The 25,179-nt window shown below is 71.9% G+C and carries 27 protein-coding genes and 1 riboswitch; of the genes, 19 read left to right on the forward strand and 8 right to left on the reverse strand.

All coding sequences use genetic code 11. The annotated features are described in order from the left end of the window. Positions 1-15: 15 nt before the first annotated feature. The 3 genes from BLU20_RS02390 to BLU20_RS02400 all read right to left on the reverse strand — a co-directional run bounded on the left by BLU20_RS02390 (position 16) and on the right by BLU20_RS02400 (position 2,837). The gene (locus BLU20_RS02390; protein WP_083371447.1) at positions 16-1,353 is read right to left on the reverse strand and encodes a cation:proton antiporter; all 1,338 of its coding nucleotides are present in this window, start codon (positions 1,351-1,353) and stop codon (positions 16-18) included. Positions 1,354-1,384: 31 nt separating this feature from the next. After that, positions 1,385-2,371 carry a hypothetical protein gene (locus BLU20_RS02395; RefSeq protein WP_157270254.1) on the reverse strand — a complete coding sequence of 329 codons (987 nt, stop codon included), beginning with the start codon at positions 2,369-2,371 and terminating at the stop codon, positions 1,385-1,387. 85 nt (positions 2,372-2,456) lie between these two features. After that, positions 2,457-2,837, reverse strand: coding sequence for an SHOCT domain-containing protein (locus BLU20_RS02400; RefSeq protein WP_083371449.1), 381 nt, complete (start codon positions 2,835-2,837; stop codon positions 2,457-2,459). A gap of 157 nt (positions 2,838-2,994) precedes the next feature. On the opposite strand from BLU20_RS02400, the gene BLU20_RS02405 reads away from it, so the two are divergent. From BLU20_RS02405 to BLU20_RS02425, 5 genes are all read left to right on the forward strand, one after another. Next, positions 2,995-3,585, forward strand: coding sequence for a PAS and ANTAR domain-containing protein (locus tag BLU20_RS02405; protein WP_083371450.1), 591 nt, complete (start codon positions 2,995-2,997; stop codon positions 3,583-3,585). Positions 3,586-3,709: 124 nt separating this feature from the next. Then, positions 3,710-4,390 (forward strand): GAF and ANTAR domain-containing protein, encoded by a 681-nt coding sequence (locus tag BLU20_RS02410; RefSeq protein ID WP_083371451.1) that lies wholly within the window; start codon positions 3,710-3,712, stop codon positions 4,388-4,390. Positions 4,391-4,492: 102 nt separating this feature from the next. Then, the gene (locus BLU20_RS02415; RefSeq protein WP_052367242.1) at positions 4,493-5,215 is read left to right on the forward strand and encodes a PAS and ANTAR domain-containing protein; all 723 of its coding nucleotides are present in this window, start codon (positions 4,493-4,495) and stop codon (positions 5,213-5,215) included. Between the two features lie 106 nt (positions 5,216-5,321). After that, positions 5,322-6,065, forward strand: coding sequence for a GAF and ANTAR domain-containing protein (locus BLU20_RS02420; protein ID WP_083371452.1), 744 nt, complete (start codon positions 5,322-5,324; stop codon positions 6,063-6,065). Further along, positions 6,062-7,267, forward strand: coding sequence for a pyridoxal phosphate-dependent aminotransferase (locus tag BLU20_RS02425; protein ID WP_083371453.1), 1,206 nt, complete (start codon positions 6,062-6,064; stop codon positions 7,265-7,267). Before BLU20_RS02420 ends, BLU20_RS02425 begins: the two co-directional genes overlap by 4 nt. Positions 7,268-7,333: 66 nt before the next feature. On the opposite strand, the gene BLU20_RS13995 is transcribed toward BLU20_RS02425, so the two are convergent. Further along, entirely contained in the window at positions 7,334-7,801 is a 468-nt protein-coding gene (locus tag BLU20_RS13995; RefSeq protein WP_197675410.1) for a hypothetical protein, read from the reverse strand. A 150-nt stretch (positions 7,802-7,951) separates the two neighbouring features. Between BLU20_RS13995 and BLU20_RS02435 the strand changes: the two genes are divergently transcribed. Genes BLU20_RS02435 through BLU20_RS02445 form a run of 3 tightly spaced genes read left to right on the forward strand, consistent with a single transcriptional unit; the run spans position 7,952 to position 9,765 of the window. Further along, entirely contained in the window at positions 7,952-8,857 is a 906-nt protein-coding gene (locus BLU20_RS02435) for a LysR family transcriptional regulator (protein WP_029254036.1), read from the forward strand. A 52-nt stretch (positions 8,858-8,909) separates the two neighbouring features. Continuing rightward, complete coding sequence (locus tag BLU20_RS02440) at positions 8,910-9,473, forward strand: DprA-like winged helix domain-containing protein (protein ID WP_029254035.1); 564 nt, start codon at positions 8,910-8,912, stop codon at positions 9,471-9,473. After that, positions 9,466-9,765: a MarR family winged helix-turn-helix transcriptional regulator gene (locus tag BLU20_RS02445; RefSeq protein ID WP_081829850.1), complete on the forward strand. Its 300-nt coding sequence runs from the start codon at positions 9,466-9,468 to the stop codon at positions 9,763-9,765. Before BLU20_RS02440 ends, BLU20_RS02445 begins: the two co-directional genes overlap by 8 nt. A 12-nt stretch (positions 9,766-9,777) precedes the next feature. On the opposite strand, the gene BLU20_RS02450 is transcribed toward BLU20_RS02445, so the two are convergent. Next, positions 9,778-11,475, reverse strand: coding sequence for a sigma-70 family RNA polymerase sigma factor (locus BLU20_RS02450; protein ID WP_083371454.1), 1,698 nt, complete (start codon positions 11,473-11,475; stop codon positions 9,778-9,780). Between the two features lie 170 nt (positions 11,476-11,645). Between BLU20_RS02450 and BLU20_RS02455 the strand changes: the two genes are divergently transcribed. The 10 genes from BLU20_RS02455 (at position 11,646) to BLU20_RS02495 (ending at position 21,759) form a co-directional block, all read left to right on the forward strand. Then, positions 11,646-13,208 carry an Ig-like domain-containing protein gene (locus BLU20_RS02455; RefSeq protein WP_083371455.1) on the forward strand — a complete coding sequence of 521 codons (1,563 nt, stop codon included), beginning with the start codon at positions 11,646-11,648 and terminating at the stop codon, positions 13,206-13,208. Between the two features lie 24 nt (positions 13,209-13,232). Beyond that, the gene (locus tag BLU20_RS13630) at positions 13,233-13,388 is read left to right on the forward strand and encodes a peptidase (protein WP_157270256.1); all 156 of its coding nucleotides are present in this window, start codon (positions 13,233-13,235) and stop codon (positions 13,386-13,388) included. Positions 13,389-13,397: 9 nt separating this feature from the next. Then, positions 13,398-14,879 carry a glycosyltransferase gene (locus tag BLU20_RS02460; RefSeq protein WP_083371456.1) on the forward strand — a complete coding sequence of 494 codons (1,482 nt, stop codon included), beginning with the start codon at positions 13,398-13,400 and terminating at the stop codon, positions 14,877-14,879. Then, complete coding sequence (locus BLU20_RS02465; protein ID WP_083371457.1) at positions 14,876-15,403, forward strand: hypothetical protein; 528 nt, start codon at positions 14,876-14,878, stop codon at positions 15,401-15,403. The genes BLU20_RS02460 and BLU20_RS02465 overlap by 4 nt, the downstream gene beginning before the upstream one ends. A 114-nt stretch (positions 15,404-15,517) precedes the next feature. Then, positions 15,518-16,036, forward strand: coding sequence for a DUF4190 domain-containing protein (locus BLU20_RS14000; RefSeq protein ID WP_083371458.1), 519 nt, complete (start codon positions 15,518-15,520; stop codon positions 16,034-16,036). A gap of 103 nt (positions 16,037-16,139) precedes the next feature. Further along, positions 16,140-16,367, forward strand: a complete 228-nt coding sequence (locus BLU20_RS02475) for a hypothetical protein (protein WP_083371459.1) — start codon at positions 16,140-16,142, stop codon at positions 16,365-16,367. 69 nt (positions 16,368-16,436) lie between these two features. Then, positions 16,437-16,539, forward strand: a riboswitch (glycine riboswitch). A 211-nt stretch (positions 16,540-16,750) separates the two neighbouring features. Next, positions 16,751-19,675, forward strand: coding sequence for an aminomethyl-transferring glycine dehydrogenase (gcvP, locus tag BLU20_RS02480; RefSeq protein WP_083371460.1), 2,925 nt, complete (start codon positions 16,751-16,753; stop codon positions 19,673-19,675). Positions 19,676-19,712: 37 nt separating this feature from the next. Further along, a complete protein-coding gene (gcvT, locus tag BLU20_RS02485; RefSeq protein WP_083371461.1) occupies positions 19,713-20,864 on the forward strand; it encodes a glycine cleavage system aminomethyltransferase GcvT in 1,152 nt (383 codons plus the stop codon). A gap of 53 nt (positions 20,865-20,917) precedes the next feature. Further along, positions 20,918-21,289, forward strand: coding sequence for a glycine cleavage system protein GcvH (gene gcvH / locus BLU20_RS02490; protein ID WP_029254025.1), 372 nt, complete (start codon positions 20,918-20,920; stop codon positions 21,287-21,289). Between the two features lie 233 nt (positions 21,290-21,522). Beyond that, positions 21,523-21,759 carry a LuxR C-terminal-related transcriptional regulator gene (locus tag BLU20_RS02495; RefSeq protein ID WP_083371462.1) on the forward strand — a complete coding sequence of 79 codons (237 nt, stop codon included), beginning with the start codon at positions 21,523-21,525 and terminating at the stop codon, positions 21,757-21,759. 10 nt (positions 21,760-21,769) lie between these two features. Here the strand turns inward: BLU20_RS02495 and BLU20_RS02500 are convergent, their stop codons facing one another. After that, the gene (locus BLU20_RS02500) at positions 21,770-22,195 is read right to left on the reverse strand and encodes a VOC family protein (RefSeq protein ID WP_083371463.1); all 426 of its coding nucleotides are present in this window, start codon (positions 22,193-22,195) and stop codon (positions 21,770-21,772) included. A gap of 97 nt (positions 22,196-22,292) precedes the next feature. Here BLU20_RS02500 and BLU20_RS02505 point away from each other — a divergent pair, with 97 nt between their 5' ends. Further along, positions 22,293-22,721: a (deoxy)nucleoside triphosphate pyrophosphohydrolase gene (locus tag BLU20_RS02505; protein WP_029254022.1), complete on the forward strand. Its 429-nt coding sequence runs from the start codon at positions 22,293-22,295 to the stop codon at positions 22,719-22,721. Here BLU20_RS02505 and BLU20_RS02510 read toward each other — a convergent pair. Beyond that, complete coding sequence (locus BLU20_RS02510) at positions 22,708-23,241, reverse strand: P-loop NTPase family protein (RefSeq protein ID WP_231959266.1); 534 nt, start codon at positions 23,239-23,241, stop codon at positions 22,708-22,710. The two genes, BLU20_RS02505 and BLU20_RS02510, sit on opposite strands and share 14 nt — an antisense overlap. Before the next feature lie 26 nt (positions 23,242-23,267). Next, the gene (locus BLU20_RS02515) at positions 23,268-25,172 is read right to left on the reverse strand and encodes an RDD family protein (RefSeq protein ID WP_172828984.1); all 1,905 of its coding nucleotides are present in this window, start codon (positions 25,170-25,172) and stop codon (positions 23,268-23,270) included. Positions 25,173-25,179 lie beyond the last annotated feature (7 nt).

Raw genomic sequence — 25,179 nt, forward strand, 5'->3', positions numbered from 1 at the left:
TGCGGGCCCTGCCGCTCAGGCGGTGGGGCCCGCGTCGTCGTCCGGCGGGCCGGGGAGCGGGCGGTGGAGACGGCGGATCGTGTGCTCGACCCCGCCCTCGCGGACCACGCGTGCCGTGGCGATCGTCAGGCGTGCGGTCGACTCGCCGGGGACCGACACGGGGACGCCGTCGTCGTCGAGCGGCTCCGGGTCCCCGGAGCGCAGACCGAGAGCCTTCGCGACCGCCGGACCGCTGAGCCCGTAGACCAGGGCCGTGAGGACGATGATGCCGAAGACGACCGGGACGAGCTCGGGGAACGGCCGGCCCGCCTCCTCGAACTCGAGCGCGAAGACCGACGCGGTCGATGCCGCGACGATGCCCCGGGGCGCCATCCAGGCGACGAGCCCGCGCTCACGACGGTCGAGGCTCGTCCCCGCCGTCGCGACGGCGGTCGCCACGGGCCGCACGACGAGCACGAGCAGGACGACGATCAGGACGGTGGCTCCGCCGTACGTGATCAGCTCCCCGACGTCGACCCGTGCCGAGAGCAGGATGAAGAGCGAGCCGACGAGCAGCATGCCCAGGTGCCCGCCGAACTCGTGCAGCGGCTCGATCGGGACCAGACGCTGGTTGGCGAGCACGACGCCCAGCGTGGTCATCGCCCAGAGCCCCGACTCCGACTGGACCTCCTCGGCGCCCGCGAACGTGACGAACGCGAACGCGACGGCCAGGATCACCTCGGTACCCGGCGGGACCCTGCCCCACCGCACCACGACGACGTAGACGGCTGCGGCGAGCAGTCCTGTCCACAGGCCCGTGAACGCTGTGGTGAACAACCGCGGCGCCTCCTCGTACAGGACGACGTTCGCCACGGTCAGCGCGATCGTCGCCCCGATGGGGTCGATAAAGATCCCCTCGAAGGCGAGGACAGACCCGACCGGCTCGCGCGGCCGGATGATGGACAGCAGCGGCCCGACGACGGTCGGCCCGGAGACGATGACGATCGACCCGATCACCGCGGCCTCGCCCGCCGTGACGTCGAGGACCCAGTACGCCGCGAGGCTCGCCCCCACACCGGTGATCAGCGCACCGACGGTCACGAGGCCGACGACCGGCCGCCGGGCACCCCCGCGCAGCCGCCGGGCGTCGAGTTTGAGGGACTCCTCGAAGAGCAGGAGCCCGACGCCGAGCGACACGACGGGGAAGAGCGAGGTGCCGAAGACCTCGTCCGGGTCGAGCACCCCGGACAGCGGGCCGATCACGAGCCCCAGCCCCAGGAGCACGAGGATCGAGGGAACGTTGATGCGGCGGGCGATCACCTGCCCGAAGACCCCGAGTGCGACGACGATCGCGAGTCCGGTGGTGAGGCTCACCGGGTGGCCCGGCGCCGGGGAAGTGCATGCGTCATGGGGCGGAGACTACCGGCACCTCGTCGTCGTCCCCGCGGCGCGCGAGGCGCTCGCGGACGCGCGGGGCGGCCCACGGCCAGAACCCGGCGACGACGGCGACGAGGACCCAGAACGCGGTGGTCCACCACAGCTGAGCCGTCAGGGGTCCGACGAACGCGTCGGCGACGGCGTTGACGGTCTCGAGCGAGACGATGCTGACGCCCAGGTCTCCGAGGTACACCGAGCGGCCGATCGCGATCCCGGCCGCGAGGATCGCGCTGACGGCGGCGAGGCAGCACGCGGCGATCAGGACGGTGCGCGCGCGGCGTCGGGCGACGGCGGCGGCACCGGCGACGAGCCCGATCACGAGGACCGGTAGCAGGAACGCGATGCGGTCGAACCAGGCAAGGGCCGTCTGCGCGGTGCCGAGCTCCGCGGAGTCGATCAGCACGATGCTGCGACCCTGGGGCTCGATCTGCTCGGCGATGTCGAGGCCGGCGTCGACGAGCCGGACCTTGAGGGCCTCGACGACGGGGTCGAGCGGGATGGAGATGACGCCGTTCTCGACGTCCACGTACTCGCGGTCCTCCTCCGAGAGGATGGACGTCGCGGCGCCGTGGCCGACCTGGTTGGCCTTGACCCAGATCTCGGCGAACTGCTGCGACTGCACGAGCTTCTCGCTCGTGCGCTGGATCAGGGCCTCGGTCTGGTTGGCGATGACCGGCGCGAGGCGGGTGACTCCGTCGGGGACGCGTTCCCCCTCGGCGAGGGAGCTCAGCGCCTCCTCGGCGTAGGCCTGGAGGTCGACCTGGTCGACGACGGCCTCGGTGACCGCGTCGGCCACGGTCTGCTGGACGGCCGGGTCGCTCGCGAGCGGGCCCACCATCTCGACGTAGCCCTCGGTGTCGAGCACGTTGGCGTGCACGTACCGCGCGGGGACCGCGATGATCGCGAAGATCACGGCGAGGACGACGAGGACGACGGGAACCACTCGACGTGTCATGGTGCGAACGCTACAGCGGCCGGGCACTGAATTCTTGGTCAGTGCCCGGCCGCAGCAGGGTGAAGCAAAGTCAGCAACGAGAAAGTCAGTTGCTGTTGATCGCCTTCGCCTTGAGAACCTCGAACTCGGCCTCGTTGATCGAGCCGTCGGCGAGCAGTGCCTTGGCCTGGGCGATCTGCTCCGCCGGGGACGCGGTCGCCACCGTGCGGATGTAGTCGTCGGTCTCGGCCTTGCGGCGCTGGACGAGCTGCATCTGGCGGCGCGACATCCCGCGGCCACGCGCGATCAGGTAGATCAGCGCGGTGATGACGGGGATGAAGAGCAGCGCGATGATCCAGAGCGCCTTCCACCAGCCGGAGAGCTCTTCGTCACGGAAGAGGTCGGCGATGATCTGGAAGAGCACGATGAGGTATGCGACAAAGAAGAAGGCCCAGACCATGAGCCAGAAGACCTGCCAGAAGTCCATGATGTTCTCTTTCGGTGGAGATGTGCACGACGGCTGTCGTGCCTTCTTCCATTGAACCGCGTCGGGGGCGCACCACAAAGACGACGGGCGGTTCCGGAGTAATATCAGCCAGGATCGAGACCACGGTCCGACGGGCACGAGCTGAATGTGAGGGCGCATGGGCGCTCCCAATCCTGACGATCTGCACTTTTCGTCACGTGTTGGACGTTTTTCCTGGAATCCCGCGACCTCCGAGACCCGCTGGTCCGACGGGATGTTCCGGCTGTACGGCTTCGAGCCGGGCGAGGTCGTACCCACGCGAGAGCTGGCGATCTCGCACAAGCACCCCGAGGACCGGGAGCGCTACGTCGAGCTCGTGCAGATGATCGCGACCACCCCGGGCGACTTCGCGCTCTGGCACCGGATCGTCGACACCGCCGGTACCACGCGGTACGTCGTCGCGACCGGCACGGCGCACGCCGACGACGCCGGGGTGGTGGTGCGGGTCGACGGGTACACCGTGGACGTGACCGAGCCCCACCGGTTCGTGGCCGACGCCGGGGTGCGGACCTCGGTCGAGCGCTTCCGGGAGAGCGCGGCCGTGATCGAGCAGGCCAAGGGAGTGCTGATGGCTGCCCGGGGCGTGAGTGCCGAGGAGGCCTTCGAGATCCTCCGGTCGACCTCGATCGGCGGCAACGTGAAGCTGCGTGCTGTCGCCGACGCCGTCGTCGAGCACGGCGCCGATGCGATGGCCGAGGACGGAATCTGACGATTTCACCCGCCGTCCTACGCCCGCGCCGAACCTTCTGACGTGCGAGGGTCCGTCAGCCTGCGAGAGTGAACCCACGACGATCTCGACGGGCCAGGCGAACTCGACGGACAGGGGTGGAATCGTGCAGAGAGCAGGCAGGCTGCTGGACAGCCTCGACGCGCGACTCGCGGCGAGCGGTGGCACCCGTGCGACCGCGCCCGAGATCCTGGACGCCTGCATCGTGCTGCTCGGTGCCGACGGCGGCTACCTCACGGTGGCGGCACCGGGGGACGTCCACGCGGTCGTGCACGCGTCGAGCGCGACGGCCGAGGAGCTCGCCGACCTCGAGATCTGCTACGGCGAGGGGCCGGCCCGTGCGTCCTTCGAGGACTCCGCCGCGCGCACCGTGACCCTGGGCGAGGCCTCCGGGCGGTGGCCCGTCTACGTCTCGGCCGCGGAGTCCCTCGGCGCGGCGCGGCTGAGCGCCTTCCCGCTGCGCTCCCCCGACCGGGTGCTCGGTGTGCTCGTCCTGTACGTCGAGTCCGACCACCCGCTGAGCGTCCCCGACGAGGTCGCCCAGGTGCTGGTGGACCACGCCGCGCTGACACTCGTGGACACGTGCGACGTCCCCGAGCTGATCCGGGACGACGAGTGGGCCGACCAGGCGATCGTGCACCGGGCCACCGGGATGGTGGCCGCACAGCTCGGAGTCTCCCCGCAGTCGGCGGTCTCGGTGCTCCGGGCGCGCGGCTTCGTCCGGGGCGAGCGGCTCGTCGAGGTGGCCCGCGACGTCGTCGAGCGGCGGCTGACGCTCAACCCCTGACGCGGCCGGCAGCACTCTGGGGTGCACTCGGGTCACGTTTCGGTTACGTTGGCCCCGGCGTCAAGAAGCGGCTCCGTGAACTCTCCTCCGAGAGGACCTGTCATGTCTGCTGAAGAAGTCGAGCCCGTCACCACCCCCTGGGACGTCACCGTCGAGGACGCACTCGGCGGTGGGCATGCACTCCCCATCGGCCAGTACCGCACCGACCTCGCCAAGGGCACCTGGTGGTGGTCCGACGAGGTCTACGAGATGCTCGGGTACCGACCCGGCGACGTCGAGCCGAGCGCCGAGCTCCTCGCCGCACGCAAGCACCAGGACGACCGCGGGACGATCGCGCGGGAGATCTCCCGCTGCCGTCGCACGGGTCGTCCCTTCAGCTTCCTCCACCGCATCGTCGACGGGCGCGGACGGACACGCACCGTGACCGTGACCGGGCAGGGCCGCCGGGACGCGAACGGCAAGATCGCCGAGATCGCCGGCTACGTGGTGGACCAGTCGGCCGCGCAGAACCAGATGCGCGAGGCCGAGATCACCCGCGCCGTCGAGCAGCGGGGCAGCGAACGCATCCTCGTCGAGCGCGCCAAGGGCGTGCTGATGGCCGTCTACGGGATCGACGACGCCGCGGCCGCCGACCGGCTGGTGTGGCACTCGAGCCGAGCCGGGTTGCGGGTCCACGACGTCGCGGTGCTTCTCGTCGAGGCGCTCGATGACGGCCCCGGGCTGGGGTCCGAGGCCGGTCAGCTCGTCGACGGGGTGCTCGGAGACCTCACGTCGGCCGACAAGCGACGCCCCCGCAACGCCCAGCTCACCCGCAAGTTCAGCTGAGGCGCGCGCAGTCCCGGCGGGATCCCGAGGCCCGTGCTGCCCCGGAATCCGCCACGTATCCTGAGGTCCGGGTCCGTCCGGACCTCAGGAGCGCGGAGGATGGGCCATGACGAAGGAGCTCGAGGAGACCGAGGTCAGCCTCGGCCTGCACGGTGAGATCGCCCGGGCGGTGCGGCTGCTCGCGGACGAGGACAGCCTCGGGTCGACTCTCGACCGGGTGGTCGAGCGCGCCGTGGCGATGATCGACGGTTGTGCCTCGGCGTCGATCTCCCTCGTCGCCCGCCGCGGCCGGATCGAGACCCCTGCGGCGTCCGACGCGATCGGGGGCCGCGGGGACGAGCTGCAGTACGAGCTCGACGAGGGGCCCTGCCTCGACGCGATCCGCGAGACCGAGATCGTCTCCACGCCCGACCTGGCGCACGACCCGCGCTGGCCGACGTGGGGTCCGCGCGTTGCGGAGCTCGGTGTCGGGTCGATGCTGTGCATCCAGCTCTTCACGACCGACACGAACCACGGCGCCCTGAACCTCTACGGCACCGAGCGCGGCGCGTTCGACGGGCCGGACCAGACCCTCGCGACCACGTTCGCGGCCGTCGCCGCCGCGGCCCTCGACGCCGCGCGGACCGAGGACCAGCTGCAGAGCGCCGTCCAGGGCCGCACGATCATCGGCCAGGCCCAGGGGATCTGCATGGAGCGGTACGGGATCTCCGCGGAGCGGGCGTTCGAGGTGCTCAGCCGGATCTCGCAGGAGTCCAACGTGAAGCTCGTCGACGTCGCTCGCCGGGTGGTGAGCGAGCGAACCGTCCCGGGGGTCGGGGCCGAGCAGCCTGTCGGGAGCGCCCCGCGGTGAAGGTCTCGCGCCGGGCCCACGTCCGGCCGTTCGCCGTTATGGGAGTGCTCGCCGAGGCCAACGCGCGGCGTGCGGCGGGGGAGTCGATCCTCAACCTCTGCGCGGGTGAGCCGGGATCCGGTGCGGCCGACGTGGTTCGCCGGCACGCCGCCGACATCATGCGCGACGGCGACCTCGGGTACACCGAGGCGATGGGCATCCCCGCGCTGCGCAACGGCATCGCCGAGCACTACTCCCGGTGGTACGACGTCGCGGTCGAGCCCGGGCACGTCGCCGTCACCACGGGCTCCTCCGGCGGGTTCCTGCTCGCGTTCCTCGCCGCGTTCGACCCCGGCGACCGCGTCGCGCTCGCCCGACCCGGCTACCCCGCCTACGCGAACATCCTGCGCTCGCTGGGCTGCGACGTCGTCGAGCTCGACTGCGGCCCCGCCGAGCGGTACCAGCCGACCGTCCCCCGGCTGATGGAGGCCTACTACGAGGGTGGTCTCGACGGGCTGATCCTCGCCAGCCCCGCCAACCCGACGGGCACGATGGTCGACGCCCGTGAGCTGCGGACGATCGCCGACTGGTGCGCCGACCACGACGTGCGGCTGATCAGCGACGAGATCTACCACGGCATCACCGGCGGCGACGTCGAGACCCCGGCCCTTCCCTCGGGCTCACCGGCTGGAGCCCCGACCGCAGCGACCTACCGGGACGCGGGAGCCGTCGTCGTGAGCTCGTTCTCCAAGTACTGGGGCATGACGGGGTGGCGGATCGGGTGGCTCGTGCTTCCCGACGACCTCGTCGGGCCCGTCGAGGCGCTCGCCGGCAACGTCGCGCTCTGCCCTCCGGCGCTCGCGCAGCACGCCGGCGTGGTCGCGCTCGGGGACGAGGGCATGGCCGCCGCCGCGGAGTCGGTCGCGTACTACGCGGCGTCGCGCGAGCTGCTGCTCCGACGCACGGCGGACCTCGGGTGGGACCCGGTGGCGCCGGCTGACGGCGCGTTCTACCTGTACGGCAACATCGCCCGGTTCGGGATGGGGTCCGTCGAGTACTGCGCACGCCTGCTCGCCGAGGCCGGTGTCGCGCTCACGCCCGGGACGGACTTCGATCCCGAGGGCGGCGGTGACTGGGTGCGGCTGTCGTTCGCCGCGTCGCCCGAGGTCGTGGCCGAGGCGGTCGAGCGGATCGTGGCCTGGCAGTCGACGCTCGGCCGCTGACGTTCTTCCCTGACGCAGAAGGTCCCCGCCCGGTCGTCCGGGCGGGGACCTTATGCGTGGAGCGGGTCAGGCGACGAGCGAGACGTCCGCGGGCTTGGGGGTCTGCTCGAGCACGAACTCGCCGGGGGCGTCGCCGTGGGCCGGGGCGACGAGGGCGTCGCTGAGGGTGTCGGCGAACGTGTAGGTGTAGGCGCTGGGCTCGTCCGGGTCGACGACCTCGACGAACGGGTCGACGAGCTCGGCCTGGGCGGCGGCGACGGCAGCCGCGCGGCGGTCGGCGCGACGGGAGGAGAAGACGACCAGCAGGGTGTTGACCCCGATGACGACCCACACCATGTTGGCGGCGACCGAGGGCCAGATGCCGTTGACGGCCCCGACGACGATCATCAGTCCGGCCGCGGTCATGTTCGTCACCTGGAACCGCACAGACTTCGCGTCCCACACGCCGCGCGAGGCGAGGCAGTAGGCGATGGCGCCGGCGAGGGCGCTGATCCAGCCGAGGAGCATGACGGCTTGGTCAAAGAATGCGGACATAGGTGTCTCCGACGAGGTAAAGCAGGTGGGTGAGGGATGCGTGTCAGCCCTGGCGCTCCAGGCGTTGCTGCTGGCGACGTGACCATTCTGAGACACGACGTGGCTTCAGCGCAATCGAACAACTCTGCATCCACTGTTTAGTATTGCTACATGGCAACAGACCCACGAAGACTTGCCTTTCTCCTGGCCGTCTACCGCACCGGAGGGGTGCTCGCGGCGGCGGACGTCATGCACGTGACGCCGTCGGCCGTCTCTCAGCAGATCCAGCGTCTCGAGGCCGAGGAGGGCGTGCAGGTCCTCGAGCGTGGGCCGCGCGGCGTGACCCTCACCCCGGCGGGCCGTGTGCTCGCCGACGCCGCGGAACGGATCGAGAACGAGTTGGTCGAGGCGCGGCGCGAGCTCGCCACCATGGGCGACGACGTCTCGGGACGGGTCCGCGTCGGTGCCGTCCAGACGGGGATCCGCGCCGTGATCGCACCGCTGCTCGCCCGGCTCCCCGAGGACTACCCCGGCGTCGACCTGATCGTGACCGAGGCCGAGCCCGTCGACGCGTTGCGCGGGCTCCGGGCCGGTGACTTCGACCTCGTGATCATCGAGAGCGACGAGGAGTCGGACGCCACCGTTCCCCGCGGCCAGCGCGAGGTCGTGCTGATCGACGAGCCGTGGCGGCTGGTGACCCCGTCGGCGTTCCCGACCCCGAGCCAGCTCGAGGACCTGCGCGACGCCGCGTGGCTCGGTCCAGAGCGCAGCACGGCGGCGGCGCGCGCACTCGCCCGCGTCGGGGCCCAGATGGGGACGACCCTGCCGACGCGGCACTCCTACTACGACTTCGACGTCGCCCTCGCGCTCGTCGCGGCAGGCCAGGGGATCGCGCTCGTGCCGGCCCTGGCGCTCCAGGAGGACCTCCCCGACGGGGTCGAGGTCGTCAGGCTTCCGGGGCTCGGGTCCCGCCGTCTCGTCGCCCGGCACCGGGAGACTCGGCGCGAACCGGGGCCCGCGACGTCCGCGATGCTCGACGAGATGCTCTCCACCGCGACCGAGCTCGAGCTGTGGTGAAGGTCGCGTTCCTCAGGCGTCATGCGGGAGCCGTGCCGCGGTCCTGACCAGTGTGAGCCCCAACGCTGCGCGGAACACGCGCCTCAACGCCGTCATCGTCACGGACCGGACCGTGCAAGAGCTGCGGATACTTGCCTACGTCGGGCTTCGTGGTCTGGCGAAACCGTCGACCGCCGAACGCGTGCTCGACGGAGGGTCGGGGGAGGTGCGCGCGACGATCGCTCGTCTCGCCGGGCTGGGCATGCTCGAGGCCGTCGCGGCCTCTGGTGCGGGTGCGGAGGCCGACCTGCGGCTGACCCGCAAAGGGCGGCTCGAGATCGACGCCATCGTCGGCCCGACGCCGCGCCCTCCGGCCGTGCCGCCCGTGACGACGGCCGAGAGCCCCGAGCTGCGCACCCGTGTCCTGCGAACGCTGCGGAGCGGCCCGGTGCAGAAGGACGTGCTGATCGACGCCGTCGGCGGCCCGGTCACGACGGTCCGCGCGCACCTGACGATGCTCGAGAACGCGGGCTTCGTCCGCCAGATGGTGGCCGACGGGCGGCGTACGGGGCGGGAGTACGTCCTGACCCTCGCCGGTCGGCGCGAGCTCAAGAGGGTCGGGGGCGACGATGTCTGAGGCAGGCTCCACGGGAGACGTCGTGGCGGACCGGAGGCTCGAGGCCCTCGTCGGTGTCGACGTGCCGCTCCAGCAGCTCAAGGTCCTCGCGCTGCTCAAGCTGCACGGGGTCCTCACCGCGTATCGGATCGGAGAGCTCCTCGACTCGACCCCGTCGACCGTCACCGGGATCGTCCAACGGCTCGAGTCGTCCGGGCTGGTCGCCCGGCTCCCGCACCCCACCGACGGGCGGGTCAGCAACATCCTCGCCACGCCCGCGGGGGAAGAGATCGTCGACGCGCTGGTCGACTGAGGGTCGGTCGATTCAGGGCACAGCGGTGAACGAGACGCTCACGCTCCCGGAGCCGTCGAGGTAGCGCGCGGTGAGCGTGTGCCCTCCGGCCGAGACCGAGCGCAGGAAGTAGGGCACCGCGTCCTCGGTGACGACGAGCTGCTTCTCGGCCCCGCCGTCGATCGAGATCGCCACGACGCGGTCGGGGTCGCCCGCGATCCACACCAGCAGGTCGTCGGCCGTCCCCGAGCCGTCGACGTCGCGGAGCGCGACCTTGGCGCCGGGGTCCGGGTGGAGGAGCTCGGGTGCGGCGACGTCGGGCGCTGGCGCAGGTGCGGGATCCGGCTCGACGGTCGGGTCGGCCGCGTCCGGCTCGGTGGCCGTCTCCGGGGCGGGTGTCGACGCGTCCGGCGACGCCGAGCTCTCGACCACCGGGGGCTCGGGGTCGTCCTCCGAGGCACTCGTCGGTGCGTCGTCGGCGTCCTGCGCCCGCCGGACAGCGTCGGCCCCGGATTCCTCCGCCGCCTCGTCGGCCGGATCCTCGACCTCGGGTTCGGCCGTGGCGCCGGCCGGGGCGTCAGAGCCCGCGTCCGTACCCTCGCCGTCCGAACTCCCGTCCTCGGTGCTCTTCTCCTCCGGAGCGCTCGTCGGCCCGGGCTCGAGGTCGTCCGTCGGACGGTCGCTCGGCTCGGACGTCGTCGGCGGGTCGGCGAGCGGGGAGGCGCTGGCCTCCGGTGCCGCGTCGCCGCCGAGAGTCGTGAGCGCGAGGCTCGTGACCGCGACCGCGACGATCGACGCGGTCAGACCCCAGGCGGCCTTGGGGTGCGTGGTGAACGGGTGGTGCCAGCCGTTGCGCCCTGCCTCTGCCGCCGTGCGTGCCTGCTCGGGGGTCACGCCCGACGCCTGGGCGGGGAGGATCGCGGCAGGTCCGACGGACTCGCCCCCGATCATCACCGCGGGGCCGAGGACCAGCGGGACGAGGATCGCCCGCAGGGAGGACGCCACCTCGTCGAGCTGCTCCGCGAGGATCGAGCACGCGGTGCAGTGCGTGAGGTGGTCCTCGACGCGGTTGCGCTTGCGGCGCGACAGTCCGTCCCGCACGTAGGCGGACAGGTGCGAGACGGTCCAGACGCACTCGGGGTCCCCGCTGGTGGACTCCGCGTGCGTGTCGATCCAGGCACGGCGCAGCCCCTCGCGGGCGCGGTAGGTGAGGGCAGCCACGGCGTTGGGGGTCGAGCCGAGGATCGGCGCGACCTCGGTCGCGCTCATCCCCTCGACGTCGACGTACCAGAGGACCGAGCGCCACTCGTCGGGAAGCGTCCGGAACGCGCGCGCCGTGACGGTCCGGTCGACGAGCTCGGACTCGAACTCCTGGGTGGGCCCGACGGCGTCGAACTGCTCGGGGTCGACAGACACGGAGTCCGACGACGACCAGGACGCGGCGAGGTTGCGGACGGTCGCGTACAGGTACGGCCGGAACGTGGTCCGGGGTCCGCGCCCGTCCTGCAGGGCCGCGAACGTGCGGGAGAAGGCCTCCTGCGTCAGGTCGTCGGGGTCGAATGCCCGGGTGATGCGCCGCGCAGCCCCGCGGACGGCGTCGTGGTGGCGTTCCCAGAGCTCCGCGTACGCCTCGGGGTCTCCGGAGCGGGTGCGGTCGATCAGCTCGATGTCGGTCTCGGGCGCTTCGGGGGTGTCCGCATGGTGTTGCGACCCCTGAACTGTCGTGGGCATTGGTACCTCCACCCATTGAGACCGTCCCCGGAGCCGATGATGACGGCACGGCCGAGTGGGATGGGTCACCCTGCGGTGCCGTCATCACGCGACCTGGGCACGGTCCTGTCCTCTGAGTCTCACCCCGCATGCCGCCTGGCGTGCGAACCGACCAGAGCCGAGGAATCTCCATGTCTCGACACACGCCAGCCGTCGCTGCCGTCGCCGTCCTCGTCGGCGGCGCACTCGTGATCCCGACAGCCGCCACCGCGGCCCAGCCCAGCCACGCCCTCCGGACCGCTGTCGAGACGTCGGACGCCGACCTCGTGATGACCAAGGTCTCCGACGCAGACGGCGACATCGCCCCCGGCCAGGTCGTCACCTATGAGGTGAGCCTGACCAACACCCGCGACGAGCCGTACACGGCCGACGACCCGGCCACCTTCTCCGACGACCTCTCCGGCGTGCTCGACGACGCCACCTGGGACGACGTCGTCGGCGGCCCGGGAACGGCCGAGGTCTCCGGCGACGAGCTGGAGTGGGCCGGGCCGATCGGTGCGGGCGAGACGGTCACCGTCACCTATCAGGTGACGGTCGGCCCCGAGGGCACCGGCGACGGCGCGCTCACGAACGTCGTCACGGGCCCGCTGGACTCGAACTGCTCGGCCGAGGGTCGCGCCGACGAGCTGATCCACTTCTACGACGTCGCGTCCGCCGGCGGAGAGCTCACGGTCGGTGCGCAGACGATCCGGTTCAGCACCGGGCTGGTCTCGAACCGCGGCTCCGTCTACCCCGACTCCGGCACGCAGTGGCCGTCGGGTGACGAAGGGCTGACCACGTTCGGTGCTCAGCCTCGCGGGGCGTTCGACCGCAACGGACGGCAGTTCAGCAGGTTCGCGTACGCGAGCGCCGAGTTCGACCCGGCGATCGTGGCGGGAGCCGAGTTCGGGATGGGAGACCTCGACGGGACCGCGGGAGATCCGGGCAACCGTGAGATGGGGCTGGTCGTCGGTCTCAGCGACGGGAGCCAGGTGGACTCGTCCCGCGGCACCTCCGGCAACCACGTCATCGCGCAGCAGATCGTCGGAGGTGTGACCGTCGACGGCGACCCGCTGGGAACCCAGACGTCGGGGTTCAGCGCGAACGGGAACGTCAACGACTTCGACAACTCGAACGCCACGGTCAACGGCCGGGCGATGACCGACTTCGGGGGAGCGTCGGTCGACCGGCTCGACTTCATGCTCGCGATCGGCAACGACGTCGGCACTGACGGCAACCCGCAGCGCAGCTACACGATCGATCCCGGCTGGCCCGCGGTCTACGACGACGCCGCCTGCGAGACGACGAGTCCGATCGTCGTGCCCGACGTCCCGGTCTGCGTCCCCGAGGATCTCGTCGCACGGGACGACGAGGCCGCGACCGCGGAGGGAGAGCCGACCGACGTCGTCGTGACCGAGAACGACACGACTGCCGACGCGGAGACCGTCGTCGAGCTGGGCGATGCGCCCGCCAACGGCACGATCTCGCTCGGCGAGGACGGCATGGTGACCTACACGCCGGACGCCGGCTTCGCCGGAGAGGACTCGTTCACCTACACGCTCACGGTCGGGGACTGCACCTCGGACGTCGCGACCGTGACCGTCGTCGTGGCCCGACCGATCCCGGTCGCCACCGCGGGAGTCGGGGCGGCCACGGTCGCCTTCCTTGCCCTTGCCGGACTCGGGACCGCGGCACTGCGCCGTCGGACCGTCTGAGCGCGACACGGATCAGGAGACCTCATGTACAAGACCGGAGCCGGTGCCGCCGGCACCAGCGCGGGCACGCTCGCGGCCACGGGGGCGACCTCCCTGGCCGTCGTCCTGGCCGTCGTCCTGCTCGCCGTCGGCGCGCTTCTCGTCTACCGCTCGTCGCGACTCGCGCGTCGTCAACGGTAGGACGTACGGATGTCCACCCTCGAGACCACGGTCAACGTCGTCGGATTCGTCCTGCTGGTCATGTTCCTCGCGTACGTCACGCTGATCCTCGTCCCGTTCCTGGGACGACGGCGTGCACGGCGCGGGCTGGCGCACCTCTTCGAGTGGCACATGTTCGTGCCTTGCCTCGACGAGGAGTTCGTGATCGACGAGACCCTCACGCGCTTCACGCGGGACTTCCCGTCCGTGCACGTGTGGGTGATCGACGACGCGAGCGACGACGCGACGCCGCAGATCGTCTCGAGGTGGGCATCCGCGCACCCCCGCGTCCACCTCGTCGAGCGCCGACGACCGGACGCGCGACAGGGCAAGGGCGCGGCCCTCAACGCCGCCTACCACGCCCTGCACGCCTGGCGGGCGACCGCCGGGGACGAGCTCTCCGGCGTCTCCGACGACCGGGTCGTCGTCGGGGTGATCGACGCCGACGGCGAGCTCGTCCCCGGCGCGCTCGAGCACATGAGCGGAAAGGACGTCTTCCTCGACCCCGAGGTCGGCGCCGCCCAGGCGTCGGTCGCGATGAACAACACCGGCCGAAAGATGCACGCGGGCACGGGTGTGCGGGCCTGGCTCCGCAACGCCCGCGCCCGGTGGCTGCTGCGGAGCCAGGACATCGAGTTCCGCACCACGATCGCCGCGATGCAGACCCTGCGGCTGCGCACCGCCTCGGCGGGCATGGGCGGCAACGGTCAGTTCACCCGGCTCGTGGCGCTCGACGCGATCGGCGAGACGTACGGCGAGCCGTGGCACGGAGCGCTCCTGGAGGACTACGAGCTCGGCATCCACACGATGCTCGCCGGGTACCGCACCCGCTACGTCCACGACGCCGTCGTGCGGCAGGAGGCGCTGCCCGCCATGCGCCCGTACCTGCGCCAGCGCACGCGCTGGACCCAGGGCGGGATGCAGTGCGCGGCGTACGCGCCGAAGATCATCGCATCGCCCGGATTCACCAACGCGGGCGTCGTCGAGAGCCTCTACTTCCTCTCGATCCCGTGGCTCGGCCTGCTCGGGGTCGTGATCTGGCCGGTCATCGCCGCCTTCGTCGTCACCGGCGCGGTGGCCACGCACACGACGGCCACCCTCCTCGCCGCCGCATGGTGGCTCGTGCCGCTGACGATGCTCACCGGTATCGGCCCGTTCGTGCTCTGGGCGTTTGTCTACCGGTCCCGGGACGACCCGGACTCGAGCATCGGGCGTGCCGTCGTCCGCGGGTTCGGGTACTGGCTCTACTCCTACACGACCTACCCCGTGCTCGTCCGCGCCGCAGGGCGTGTGCTGCGCGGTCACTCGGGCTGGGAGAAGACCGCACGCGTCGGGGCCGGGGTGCAGGCCGCTGTCCTGGACCAGGCACGCGCGGTGAAGCCCGCCGGCGCGACTGCCAGACCCCTCGCGCTTCCCGGTGCCGGAGGCGCTGACGCGGACGTGATCGAGCTCGACGCCTGGCGGGCCGCGTGACCGCCGCCGCGCTGCCCGCACCGGCGCGCGTGAGCAACCCGGCGCGCGTGCTCGGCGCAGCGGCGGTCCTCGGCGCCGCAGTGCTGCTCGTGGCATGCTCCGCAGCCGTCCGGGCGGGTGAGGCGAGCCTGCTCGCGTGGGTCGCCGGTCCGGTGACCGACGGCACCTCGCGCGCGATCGGGGACATCGCCGTCATCGGCGGCGGGACGGGCCAGAGCATCGGTGTGCAGATCACGTTCATGTGCTCGACCGTCGTCCTCGCCGTCCCGCTCCTGGTCCTCGGTGCGGTCACGCTCGGCCTCGCCCGGTTCCCGGTCCGCGCCATGCTGGGCGGCCTCGGTGAGGCGCTCGGGATCGTCCTCGTCGCCAACATGGTCCGGTACGCCGGCGTCCTCGTCGCGTACCAGGTGTGGGCGGACGAGGGCTTCGAGATCAGCCACCACCTGGTCGGCGCAGTCTTCGTCGTCGCCGCGTTCGTGGTGGCGATGATGCGGTTCGCGATCCGCGTCGGCCGGCAGCGCTGAACGTCGCCGGCCGCGCGCCGTCGTCGAACGACGGACAACCGGGCGCGAGTGGGCTAGGTTCGCGACGAAGAACCCGTCGCGAGCCGACATCCGGCCCGAGAACCAAGGAGCATCATGAGCGGACAGACCCCTGACCCGTACGGAGTCCCCGACGGCCAGAAGCCCGACTCGTCGACACCACCGGCCTACGGGCAGCAGCCCGCGCAGCCCGGCCCGCCGCAGTACGGCCAGTCCGGAGAGCCCGGCCAGTACGGGCAGTCGGCCCCGTACGGTCAGCCGGGCTATCCCCAGGCACCCGGCACCCCGGACCCCTACGGCCAGCAGCCCGCGCGGAGCGGGAGCGTCCCGGGCAAGACGATGGGCATCGTCGGCCTCGTCCTCGCCTTCTTCATGCCGATCGTCGGCCTGGTCCTCAGCATCGTCGCGTTCGTGCAGTCGAAGAAGGCCGGGTTCTCGAACGGTCCAGCTCTCGCGGGCATCATCCTCGGGGCGATCTTCACGATCCTGGCGACGATCGCCCTGATCCTCATCTTCACCGTCATGGGCGGCGTCGTCGACCTGTACATCGAGAACTGCATCGACGGCAGCGGTGGCACGTTCGTCTACGAGGGCGAAGAGTTCGCCTGCGAGTAACGTTCGATTTGTACGTTGTGCCTGACCTGGCCCGACGTGCGGTGTGTGCGAAGACACCGCGCGTCGGGCTGCGTGTTTTCGTGACCGCCCGCATGATCGAAGGATGAAAGACGACGCGGGCACGCCGCTGTTCGACGAGGCGAAGCTGAGCACGGGCATCGACCCGCAGCTCGGGGACCGCCCCTCGGCCGCGGGCGAGGGCCAGGACTCCGCCGGGAAGACCGCCGAGACCGGGCGCGGGTCCCGACGGGCGCGTCGCGCACGACGCATCCCCGACCCGTCGCCGCCCAGCGGCCAGATCCCGGCGACGCCGCCGCCGGACCAGGAGTAGCCCAAGCCTTCACACGACGACCACGAACCTCGGGCGTTCGGTCGCTAGACTGGGCCGGTAGTCGCCGTTCGAATCATGACGGGAGAGTCCGGCAGGTCCACGTGACCGGGTCGGCGCCGAAGGAGCAATCCCTCCCCGGGAATCTCTCAGGCCCCCGTACCGTCATGGCGAGGCAACTCTGAAAAGCGGTGCGCGACGTCGTCCCTCGGGTCGGTGACGGGCACCCACCGACGGTGCAAGTTGGCGCGCGCCGTCCACGGAAACGTGGAGACTGCGGACCAGCAAAACTCTCAGGTCGACCCTCGGGTCCGATGACAGAGCGGGGAGGGACAGGTCGGCCCCGGACGGGGTCGGTCCCCTCGTGAACTCCCCGGAGACCCATCGTGACCCAGCCGGACCAGACGTCCTCCAGCGCGTTCGACCGCGAGCACTTCGCCTTCCGCCACCTCGGCCCGCGCGGCGTGCGCACCGAGACCGAGCAGCGCGTCGACGGTGACACTCAGCGCATGCTCGACGAGGTCGGGTACCCCAGCCTCGACGCGCTCGTCGACGCCGCCGTGCCCGCCGTCATCCGCAGCGACCGGCCGCTGGACCTGCCGGCCGCCCGGACGGAGACCGAGGTGCTGGCCGAGCTCCGCGAGCTCGCGGGCCGCAACACGGTCAAGTCGCAGATGATCGGGCTCGGGTACTCCGGGACCGTCACGCCGCCGGTGATCCGCCGCAACGTGCTCGAGTCGCCCGCCTGGTACACCGCCTACACCCCGTACCAGCCGGAGATCTCCCAGGGCCGGCTCGAGGCGCTCCTGAACTTCCAGACGGCGGTCTCCGACCTCACAGGGCTCGAGGTCGCCGGGGCCTCGCTGCTCGACGAGGCCACCGCCGTCGCCGAGGCCGTCGCCCTGATGTGGCGCGCCACGCGGGCCAAGACGGGGTACGTCGTCCTGGACGCCGACCTCTTCCCGCAGACGCTTTCCGTCGCGCAGGGTCGCGCCGAGGCGGCAGGGCTGCCCGTCGTCGTCGCGGACGTGAGCGAGGGGCTGGACTCGGTCCCGGTTCCCGACGACGCAGGTCCCCTCGTGGGCGTCGTCGTCCAGCAGGTCGGGGCGTCCGGCCGCATCGCGGACATCCGCGGTCTGGTCACCGAGGTCAAGGAGGCCGGTGCGCTCGTCACGGTCGCCACCGACCTGCTCGCGCTGACGATGATCACCCCGCCCGGGGAGCTCGGTGCCGACATCGCCGTCGGCTCGGCCCAGCGCTTCGGTGTCCCGCTCTTCTACGGCGGCCCGCACGCCGCGTTCATGAGCGTGCGCAAGGGGCTCGAGCGGTCCCTGCCGGGCCGGATCGTCGGGGTCTCGGTCGACGCCGACGGTGACGTCGCCTACCGCCTCGCCCTGCAGACCCGCGAGCAGCACATCCGTCGCGAGAAGGCCACGTCCAACATCTGCACGGCGCAGGCGCTGCTCGCGATCGTCGCGTCGATGTACGCGGTCTACCACGGCCCCCGGGGGCTCACGGAGATCGCGCAGCGCGTGCACGGCCAGGCGGTCACGCTCGCGAACGCCCTGCGTGCCGGCGGCGTCGAGGTGGTCCACGACGACTTCTTCGACACGGTGCGCACCCGCGTGCCCGGCCGCGCGCAGCGGATCCTCGCGGCGGCCGCCGAGTGGGGGGTCAACCTCTACGCGCCCGACGCCGACCACGTGCAGGTGGCCTGCAGCGAGGCGACGACCGCCGCCGACCTGGAGACGGTGCTCACCGCCTTCGGCGTGCTGACCGCCGACGACGCCGCAGCGGCGTCCGCACCGGCACTGCCCGAGTGGGCGACGCGGACCTCGGAGTTCCTCACCCACCCCGTGTTCTCCCAGCACCGCTCCGAGACCTCGATGCTGCGCTACCTGCGCCGTCTGGCGGACAAGGACCTGGCGCTCGACCGCACGATGATCCCGCTGGGCTCGTGCACCATGAAGCTCAATGCCACGGTCGAGATGGAAGCCATCTCGTGGCCGGAGTTCGCGAACGTGCACCCGTACGTGCCGACCGAGCAGGCCGCCGGCTACCTCGAGATGATCAGCTCGCTCGAGTCGCGCCTGGCCGAGATCACCGGGTACGCGGCCGTCTCGGTGCAGCCGAACGCGGGCTCGCAGGGCGAGCTGGCCGGTCTGCTCGCCATCCGGGACTACCACCGGTCCCAGGGCCAGGGCGAGCGCGACATCGTGCTCATCCCCGCCTCCGCGCACGGCACGAACGCGGCCTCCGCGGTGCTCGCGGGCCTCCGCGTCGTCGTCGTGGCGACGGCCGACGACGGCGAGGTGCTGCTCGACGACCTGCGCGCCAAGCTGGAGCAGCACGGCTCGGCCGTCGCGGCGATCATGATCACCTACCCCTCGACCCACGGCGTCTTCGAGGAGCACGTCCGCGAGGTCTGCGACCTCGTGCACGCCGCCGGCGGGCAGGTCTACATCGACGGGGCCAACCTCAACGCGCTGGTCGGCCTGGCCCGGCCGGGCGAGTTCGGCGGTGACGTCTCGCACCTCAACCTGCACAAGACGTTCTGCATCCCCCACGGCGGCGGCGGCCCCGGCGTCGGCCCGGTGGGCGTGGCCGAGCACCTCGTGCCGTTCCTGCCCGGATCCCCGACGTTGCTCGTCGCCACCGAGGCCGGCGGCACGCCCGTCTCGGCCGCACCCTACGGCTCGGCTGGCATCCTCCCCATCTCCTACGCCTACCTCGCCCTGATGGGACCGGACGGGCTCACCGCGGCGTCGGAGACGGCCGTGCTCACGGCCAACTACGTCGCCCGTCGCCTGCACGAGTACTTCCCGGTGCTCTACACGGGCCCCAACGGCCTCGTCGCGCACGAGTGCATCCTCGACCTGCGCGACCTGACCAAGCAGACCGGCGTCACCGCCGAGGACGTCGCCAAGCGCCTCCAGGACTACGGGTTCCACGCCCCGACGCTGAGCTTCCCCGTGCCCGGCACCCTCATGGTCGAGCCCACCGAGTCCGAGGACCTCGGCGAGCTCGAGCGGTTCGTCGCCGCGATGATCGCGATCCGTGGCGAGATCGACGCCGTCGCGGCCGGCGAGTGGGCCGTCGAGGACTCGCCGCTGCGCGGTGCCCCACACACCGCCGCGTCGGTGACCGCCGACGTCTGGGACAAGAAGTACTCCCGCGAGCAGGCGGCCTACCCGCTCGCCTCGCTGCGCGCGAGCAAGTACTGGCCGCCGGTGCGCCGCATCGACGGCGCCGCGGGGGACCGGAACCTCCAGTGCTCGTGCCCGCCGCTGTCCGAGTACGAGACCGTCTGACCGGCAGCCCCGGCCAGAGATACGAGAGGATCGACGTATGAGCAACGACTCGACGACCGACCGCCCCAGCCCGCTCCACGAGCAGCACGTCGCGCTCGGCGCGGCGCTGACCGGCTTCGGCGGCTGGCAGATGCCGCTGCGCTACGACTCGGACATCGCCGAGCACCGCGCCGTCCGCGAGGCCGCCGGTCTCTTCGACCTCTCCCACATGGGGGAGATCGAGGTGTCCGGCCCGCAGGCCGCCGCCGCGCTCGACTACGCGCTCGTGGGCAACCTGAGTGCCGTCAAGACCGGCCGCGCCCGGTACACGATGATCTGCGCCGAGGACGGCTCGGTGCTCGACGACCTCGTCGTCTACCGCCTGGACAACGAGCACTTCGTCGTCGTCGCGAACGCCTCCAACGTCGAGGTCGTGCTCACGGCCCTGACCGAGCGCGTCGAGGGCTTCGACGCCGTCGTCGTCGACCGCTCGGAGGAGACCGCGCTGGTCGCCGTCCAGGGGCCGCGCGCCGAGGAGATCGTCACGAGCATCACCGCGGCCGCGGACGTCCCCACGGTCCGTGAGATGCCGTACTACGCGAGCGCCCGTGCGACGGTCGCCGGAGCCACGGTGCTGCTGGCGCGCACCGGGTACACCGGCGAGGACGGGTTCGAGCTCTTCGTCCCCGTCGAGCAGGCCGCCGAGGTCTGGGCCGCCCTGCTCGAGGCCGGTCAGCCGTTCGGGCTGGTCCCGGCCGGGCTCAGCGCCCGGGACTCGCTCCGCCTCGAGGCCGGCATGCCCCTGTACGGCCACGAGCTCGACACGACCACGACGCCGTACGAGGCGGGCCTGGGTCGGGTGGTCAAGCTGGAGAAGACCGACGACGCCGGTGCGCCGCTGCCGTTCGTCGGCCGCGACGCCCTCGAGTCACGGCGTCAGTCGGCACCGGCCCGCGTACTGGTCGGCCTGCGGGGGACCGCACGCCGTCCTGCGCGGGCGGGCTACGACGTCGTGCTCCCGGGCGCGGGCACGGTCATCGGTTCCGTGACCTCCGGTGCGCCCTCGCCCACGCTCGGGCACCCGATCGCGATGGCGTACGTGACCCCGGAGTTCTCGGCCGAGGGCACCGAGCTCGCCGTGGACGTGCGCGGACGCCAGGAGCCCTTCGTGGTGGCCCCGCTGCGCGCCTACGTCCGCCCCACCTCCTGACGGGCGCCCGCCGCGCCCGCCTCCGTCCACCCCCAGAACCTGAGGAGTCCCCGATGTCGAACGTCCCCGAGAACCTGATCTACACCGCCGAGCACGAGTGGCTCGACGACGGCACGCCCGCCACCGTCGGGATCACCGCCAACGCCGCCGAGGCCCTCGGCGACATCGTCTACGTCGAGCTGCCCGAGGTCGGCACCGCCGTCACCGCCGGAGAGGTCTTCGGCGAGGTCGAGTCCACCAAGTCGGTCTCCGAGCTCTACTCGCCGGTCACCGGGACCGTCGCCGAGGTGAACGACTCCGTGGTCGACGCCCCGGAGACCGTCGGTTCCGACCCGTACGGGGCCGGCTGGCTCGTCAAGATCACGGTCACGGAGACCGGGCCCACCCTGACCCCCGCGCAGTACACGGAGCTCATCGGCGGCTGACGCCGCTCGCGCGACTCTGAGTTTTCCCTGAGAGGCCATACTGGTACATGCGTACCGGTATGGCCTCTCATCTGCGTCGACGCAGGGAAACGGCACCGCCGTGTCCACAGTGTGGGACGAATGTGGATTCGATGTGGAGTTTCGCGTCATAAACCGAGTGGACGGCCCTCTCCATCCGTAGAAACATCGAACATGGGCGCCTCAAGAAGCGGGGCGCCCGGTCTGGAGGAGAGATGACCGTCGTCGATCACGGGCCCGCAGCCGCACCCGGGGGAGCGAACCACCTGACGCGCCGCGAGCGCGTCGTCCTGTCACACCTGTCGGATGACGCCACGTTGGAGCAGATCGCCTCGACGCTGTACGTCACCCGCAACACCGTCAAGTCGCAGGTCCGCAGCGTCTACCGCAAGCTCGGCGTCTCGAGCCGGGCGGACGCGATCACCTGGGCCCAGCGCCACGGGATGCGGTAGCGCAGGCGGCTCAGCCGGGGGTCGGCGCCCCGGCGATGTTGACCATCCAGTGCACCCCGAAGCGGTCGACGCACATCCCGAACGCGTCGCCCCACGGGGCCACCTCGAGCGGAAGCGTGACGGTGCCACCGTCGGCGAGGCCGGCCCAGAACCCGCGCAGCTCGGCGTCGTCGTCCCCGCTGAGCGAGACCGCGGCGGACCCGGTGAACGGTGCGTGCTGCATGCCCGGGGGTGTGTCGGAGCACATGAGCACGAGCCCGCCGGGGGTCGTCAGCATCGCGTGCATGATCTTGTCGCGCGCGTCGGGGTCGTCGCTGAGACCCGCATCGCCGAACGTGCTGAGCTCGACGTCTCCGCCGAAGACCCGCTGATAGAGCGTGACGGCGTCGCGCGCGGTGCCGTCGAACTGGAGATAGGGGTTCAACCGTGTCGTCATCGATCGAGACTACGCGCGGGTCCTCGGGCACGCCCGAGGAGGCGGCGCGCGGGGCGGGCCGTATGTCGCAGGCCGTGGGCGTGGCATCATCCGGGACATGACGCCCCGCAAACTTGTCGTCGCCGCCGCGATCCTCGACGATCTCGACCAGCCCGCGGCACTGCTGGGCGCCCGACGCAGTCAGCCGGAGCACCTCGCGGGACGCTGGGAGTTCCCCGGCGGGAAGGTCGAGCCGGGCGAGACGCCGGTCGACGCGCTGCACCGCGAGCTGCGCGAAGAGCTCGGGGTCACCGTCGAGCTGTCCGAGGAGGTCCCCGGTCCGCGCGACGGCGCCTGGGAGATCACCGACCGGCACGTCATGCGTCTGTGGTGCGCTCGCGTCGTCACCGGCGACCCGCAGCCGCTCGTCGAGCACGACGAGCTCCGCTGGCTCGGGCCCGACGACCTCTACTCGGTGCCGTGGCTCGACGCCGACGTGCCGATCGTGGACGCCGTGGCCGCCCGGACAGGACTCACCGCGGGCTGAGGCTCGCCACCCATCGGCGCGCCTCGTCGTGCGAACGGACCCGCACCAGCCGGGTGCCCGGCGCCTCCGTCGTGAGACGTTCGGGCAGGTCGTCCAGCGCGTGCCGGGACGTCCAGGCCCAGACGACGATGTTCCCGTCAGGGTCCAGGCTGCGGAACGGGTGTGGCTGGCGGTTGCCGTTCCACAGCTCCTCCTTGCGCCACCAGCGTCGGAGCGTCCGGGTGGTGACCTGCCGCATCACCGTCCGGACGGGCAGGTCCAGCCACAGCACGACGTCGGCCCGGGCCGAGATCAGCGGCCGTGCCGTCGGGTACTGGTACTCGCAGACCCAGGCGTCGGTGGCGAGGAACGCGCGCACGTCGTCGAGGAACTCGGGCCGCGGCGTCCAGTCGGGCCCGTGGAAGAGGGCATCGACCTCGACGTGCGGGATCCCGGTGCGCCCGGAGATCCGTCGCGCCCACGTCGTCTTGCCGCTGCCCGACGTCCCGGCGACGGCGATGCGACAGGGCGAGGTGGGCACGCGCAGATCCTAGCCCCGGGGCCGCGCTACTCCGCGGGGACCAGGTCGGCCCAGAGCACCGACTCGACGTAGTCGTTCTCGCGGTCCGCCCCCGACCCGCCCGCGAGCTCGGCGGCAGTCGCGCGCAGCTCGTCGCGGTCGTCCGAGTCCACCACCCACGGCGACATCACGAGGAACTCGGACTTGTCGCCCGCGTACACCCGCCACTCGTCGCCGTCCTCCGGCTCGGCCGCGTCGATCCCGACGAGGTGCATCCCGCCCCCCGAGGCCCCGCGCTCCGAGATCGTCGACTGACCGTCGAAGGTCAGGTCGAAGAGGTTGCCCGTCATCATCGGGGTCACGTTGTACCGGGTCGAGACCGTGGGGTCGGCGACCTGCCGCCAGACGCTGCCCATCCACTCGAGCGGCTGGTACTCGCCGTGGCCCCCCGGGGCCGGCCACTGCCCCGGGTTGGCGTCGGCCTGCAGCACCACCTCGACCCCGAGCTCGTCCTGGCACGCCTCGTACGACTCCCGCAGGTCCGCGCAGGGGTCGAACCCGGCAGGCCGGTCTCCGAACGGGTACCCGTACCGGAAGGCGGGCAACGACGTCGCCATCCCCACCGCGAAGCCCGCCACGTCGACCGGGGCGGCGTTCTCGAGCGCCTCCGGGCCGGTCGCCGGGCCCTCGTCGAGGCCGAGCAGGTCGAGCTCGAGCGGCGTCAGGGGGATCTTCTCGTTCTTCGCGAGCAGGTTCGTCAGGTAGTCCGGTGCGTCCGGGTCGACGACGTCGGGTCCCCACAGGAACGTGGAGTTGGTAACGCGCGACGACGTCGCGACGTAGGCGCGGTCGGTGGGCTGCGCCTCCGGGTCGGCGAAGATCGCGACCTCGGCGGGGTCGGTGGTCACGCGGTAGTCGGCCATGTTGTTGGACGCGACGACGTAGACGCCGTAGTCGCTCGCGATCTCCGAGAACGTGCGGGCGAACGAGCGGACCGCGGTGTCGGTGGCGGCGAGCATCGCCTGCTTGCGCGGGTCGACGCCGCCGAACCTCGCCTGGTAGGCCGCGATCTGCGGGCCGTAGCCGAGGTTGAACTGCCCGAGCGCCCCGGCGAGCGCCAGCGGGACGTCCGGGCTGACGGCGCGCAGCGGTCCCTCGGCCTGGGCGCGGACGGTGGCACCGCGCGCCCCGAGCGCGACGGCAGGCAGCCCGACGTCCTCCGGGTAGACGACGAGCGCCGGCTGCCCGGGCTCGAGGTGCGGCACGACCTCGTCCTCCATCAGGCAGCGCATGCGGTCGCGGTAGGTCGCGTAGTCCTCGGCGTCCGAGACGCGCAGGTGGTAGCCGATCGTGAACACCCGCAGCGTGGCCCCGTCGGCCGCACGTCCCTGCGTCTCGACGCGGCCCTCGGGCCGCAGCTCGGTGCAGCGCGCCGTCGCCGGTGTGCCGGTGAGCTCGTCAGCGCGTTCGCCCGTGACGACGTTGGAGACGACCGTGGCGCTGGCAGGGATCCACATCACCGCGAGGAGGGCGGTCGCGGCGGTCACGGCGACGAGACCGGCGCCCGCCCCCGTGCGGCCCACGACACGGCGGACCGTGCCCCGCTCGACCTCGCGCGTGCCCACCACGTCCGTGCCGGCCGCCACGTCCCAGAGTGCACGACGGCGTCGTCCGAGCACGGGGGCGGCCGCTGCCCACCAGAGCACGCCGAACGAGACCAGGCCCGCGAGCAGTGCGAGCCCCTTCCAGAGCACCTCCCGGGCGGCCATCCGGCCGCGGGTCGCCGCGCCGTCCCCGCGCTCGACGTGCAGGCGCACCAGCCGCATGCCGGGCGTGCGTGCGTGCCCCCACTCGAACCACGACCACACCAGCCAGCCGATCCCGAGCGTGACGACGAGCAGGAGGGCGTCGAGGGCGAGGCCGGCGAGGCGCCGGGCGGGGGTGGCGGTCACGCGGAGA

It is taken from the genome of Paraoerskovia marina (genome assembly GCF_900105445.1).
Taxonomy (GTDB): domain Bacteria; phylum Actinomycetota; class Actinomycetes; order Actinomycetales; family Cellulomonadaceae; genus Paraoerskovia; species Paraoerskovia marina.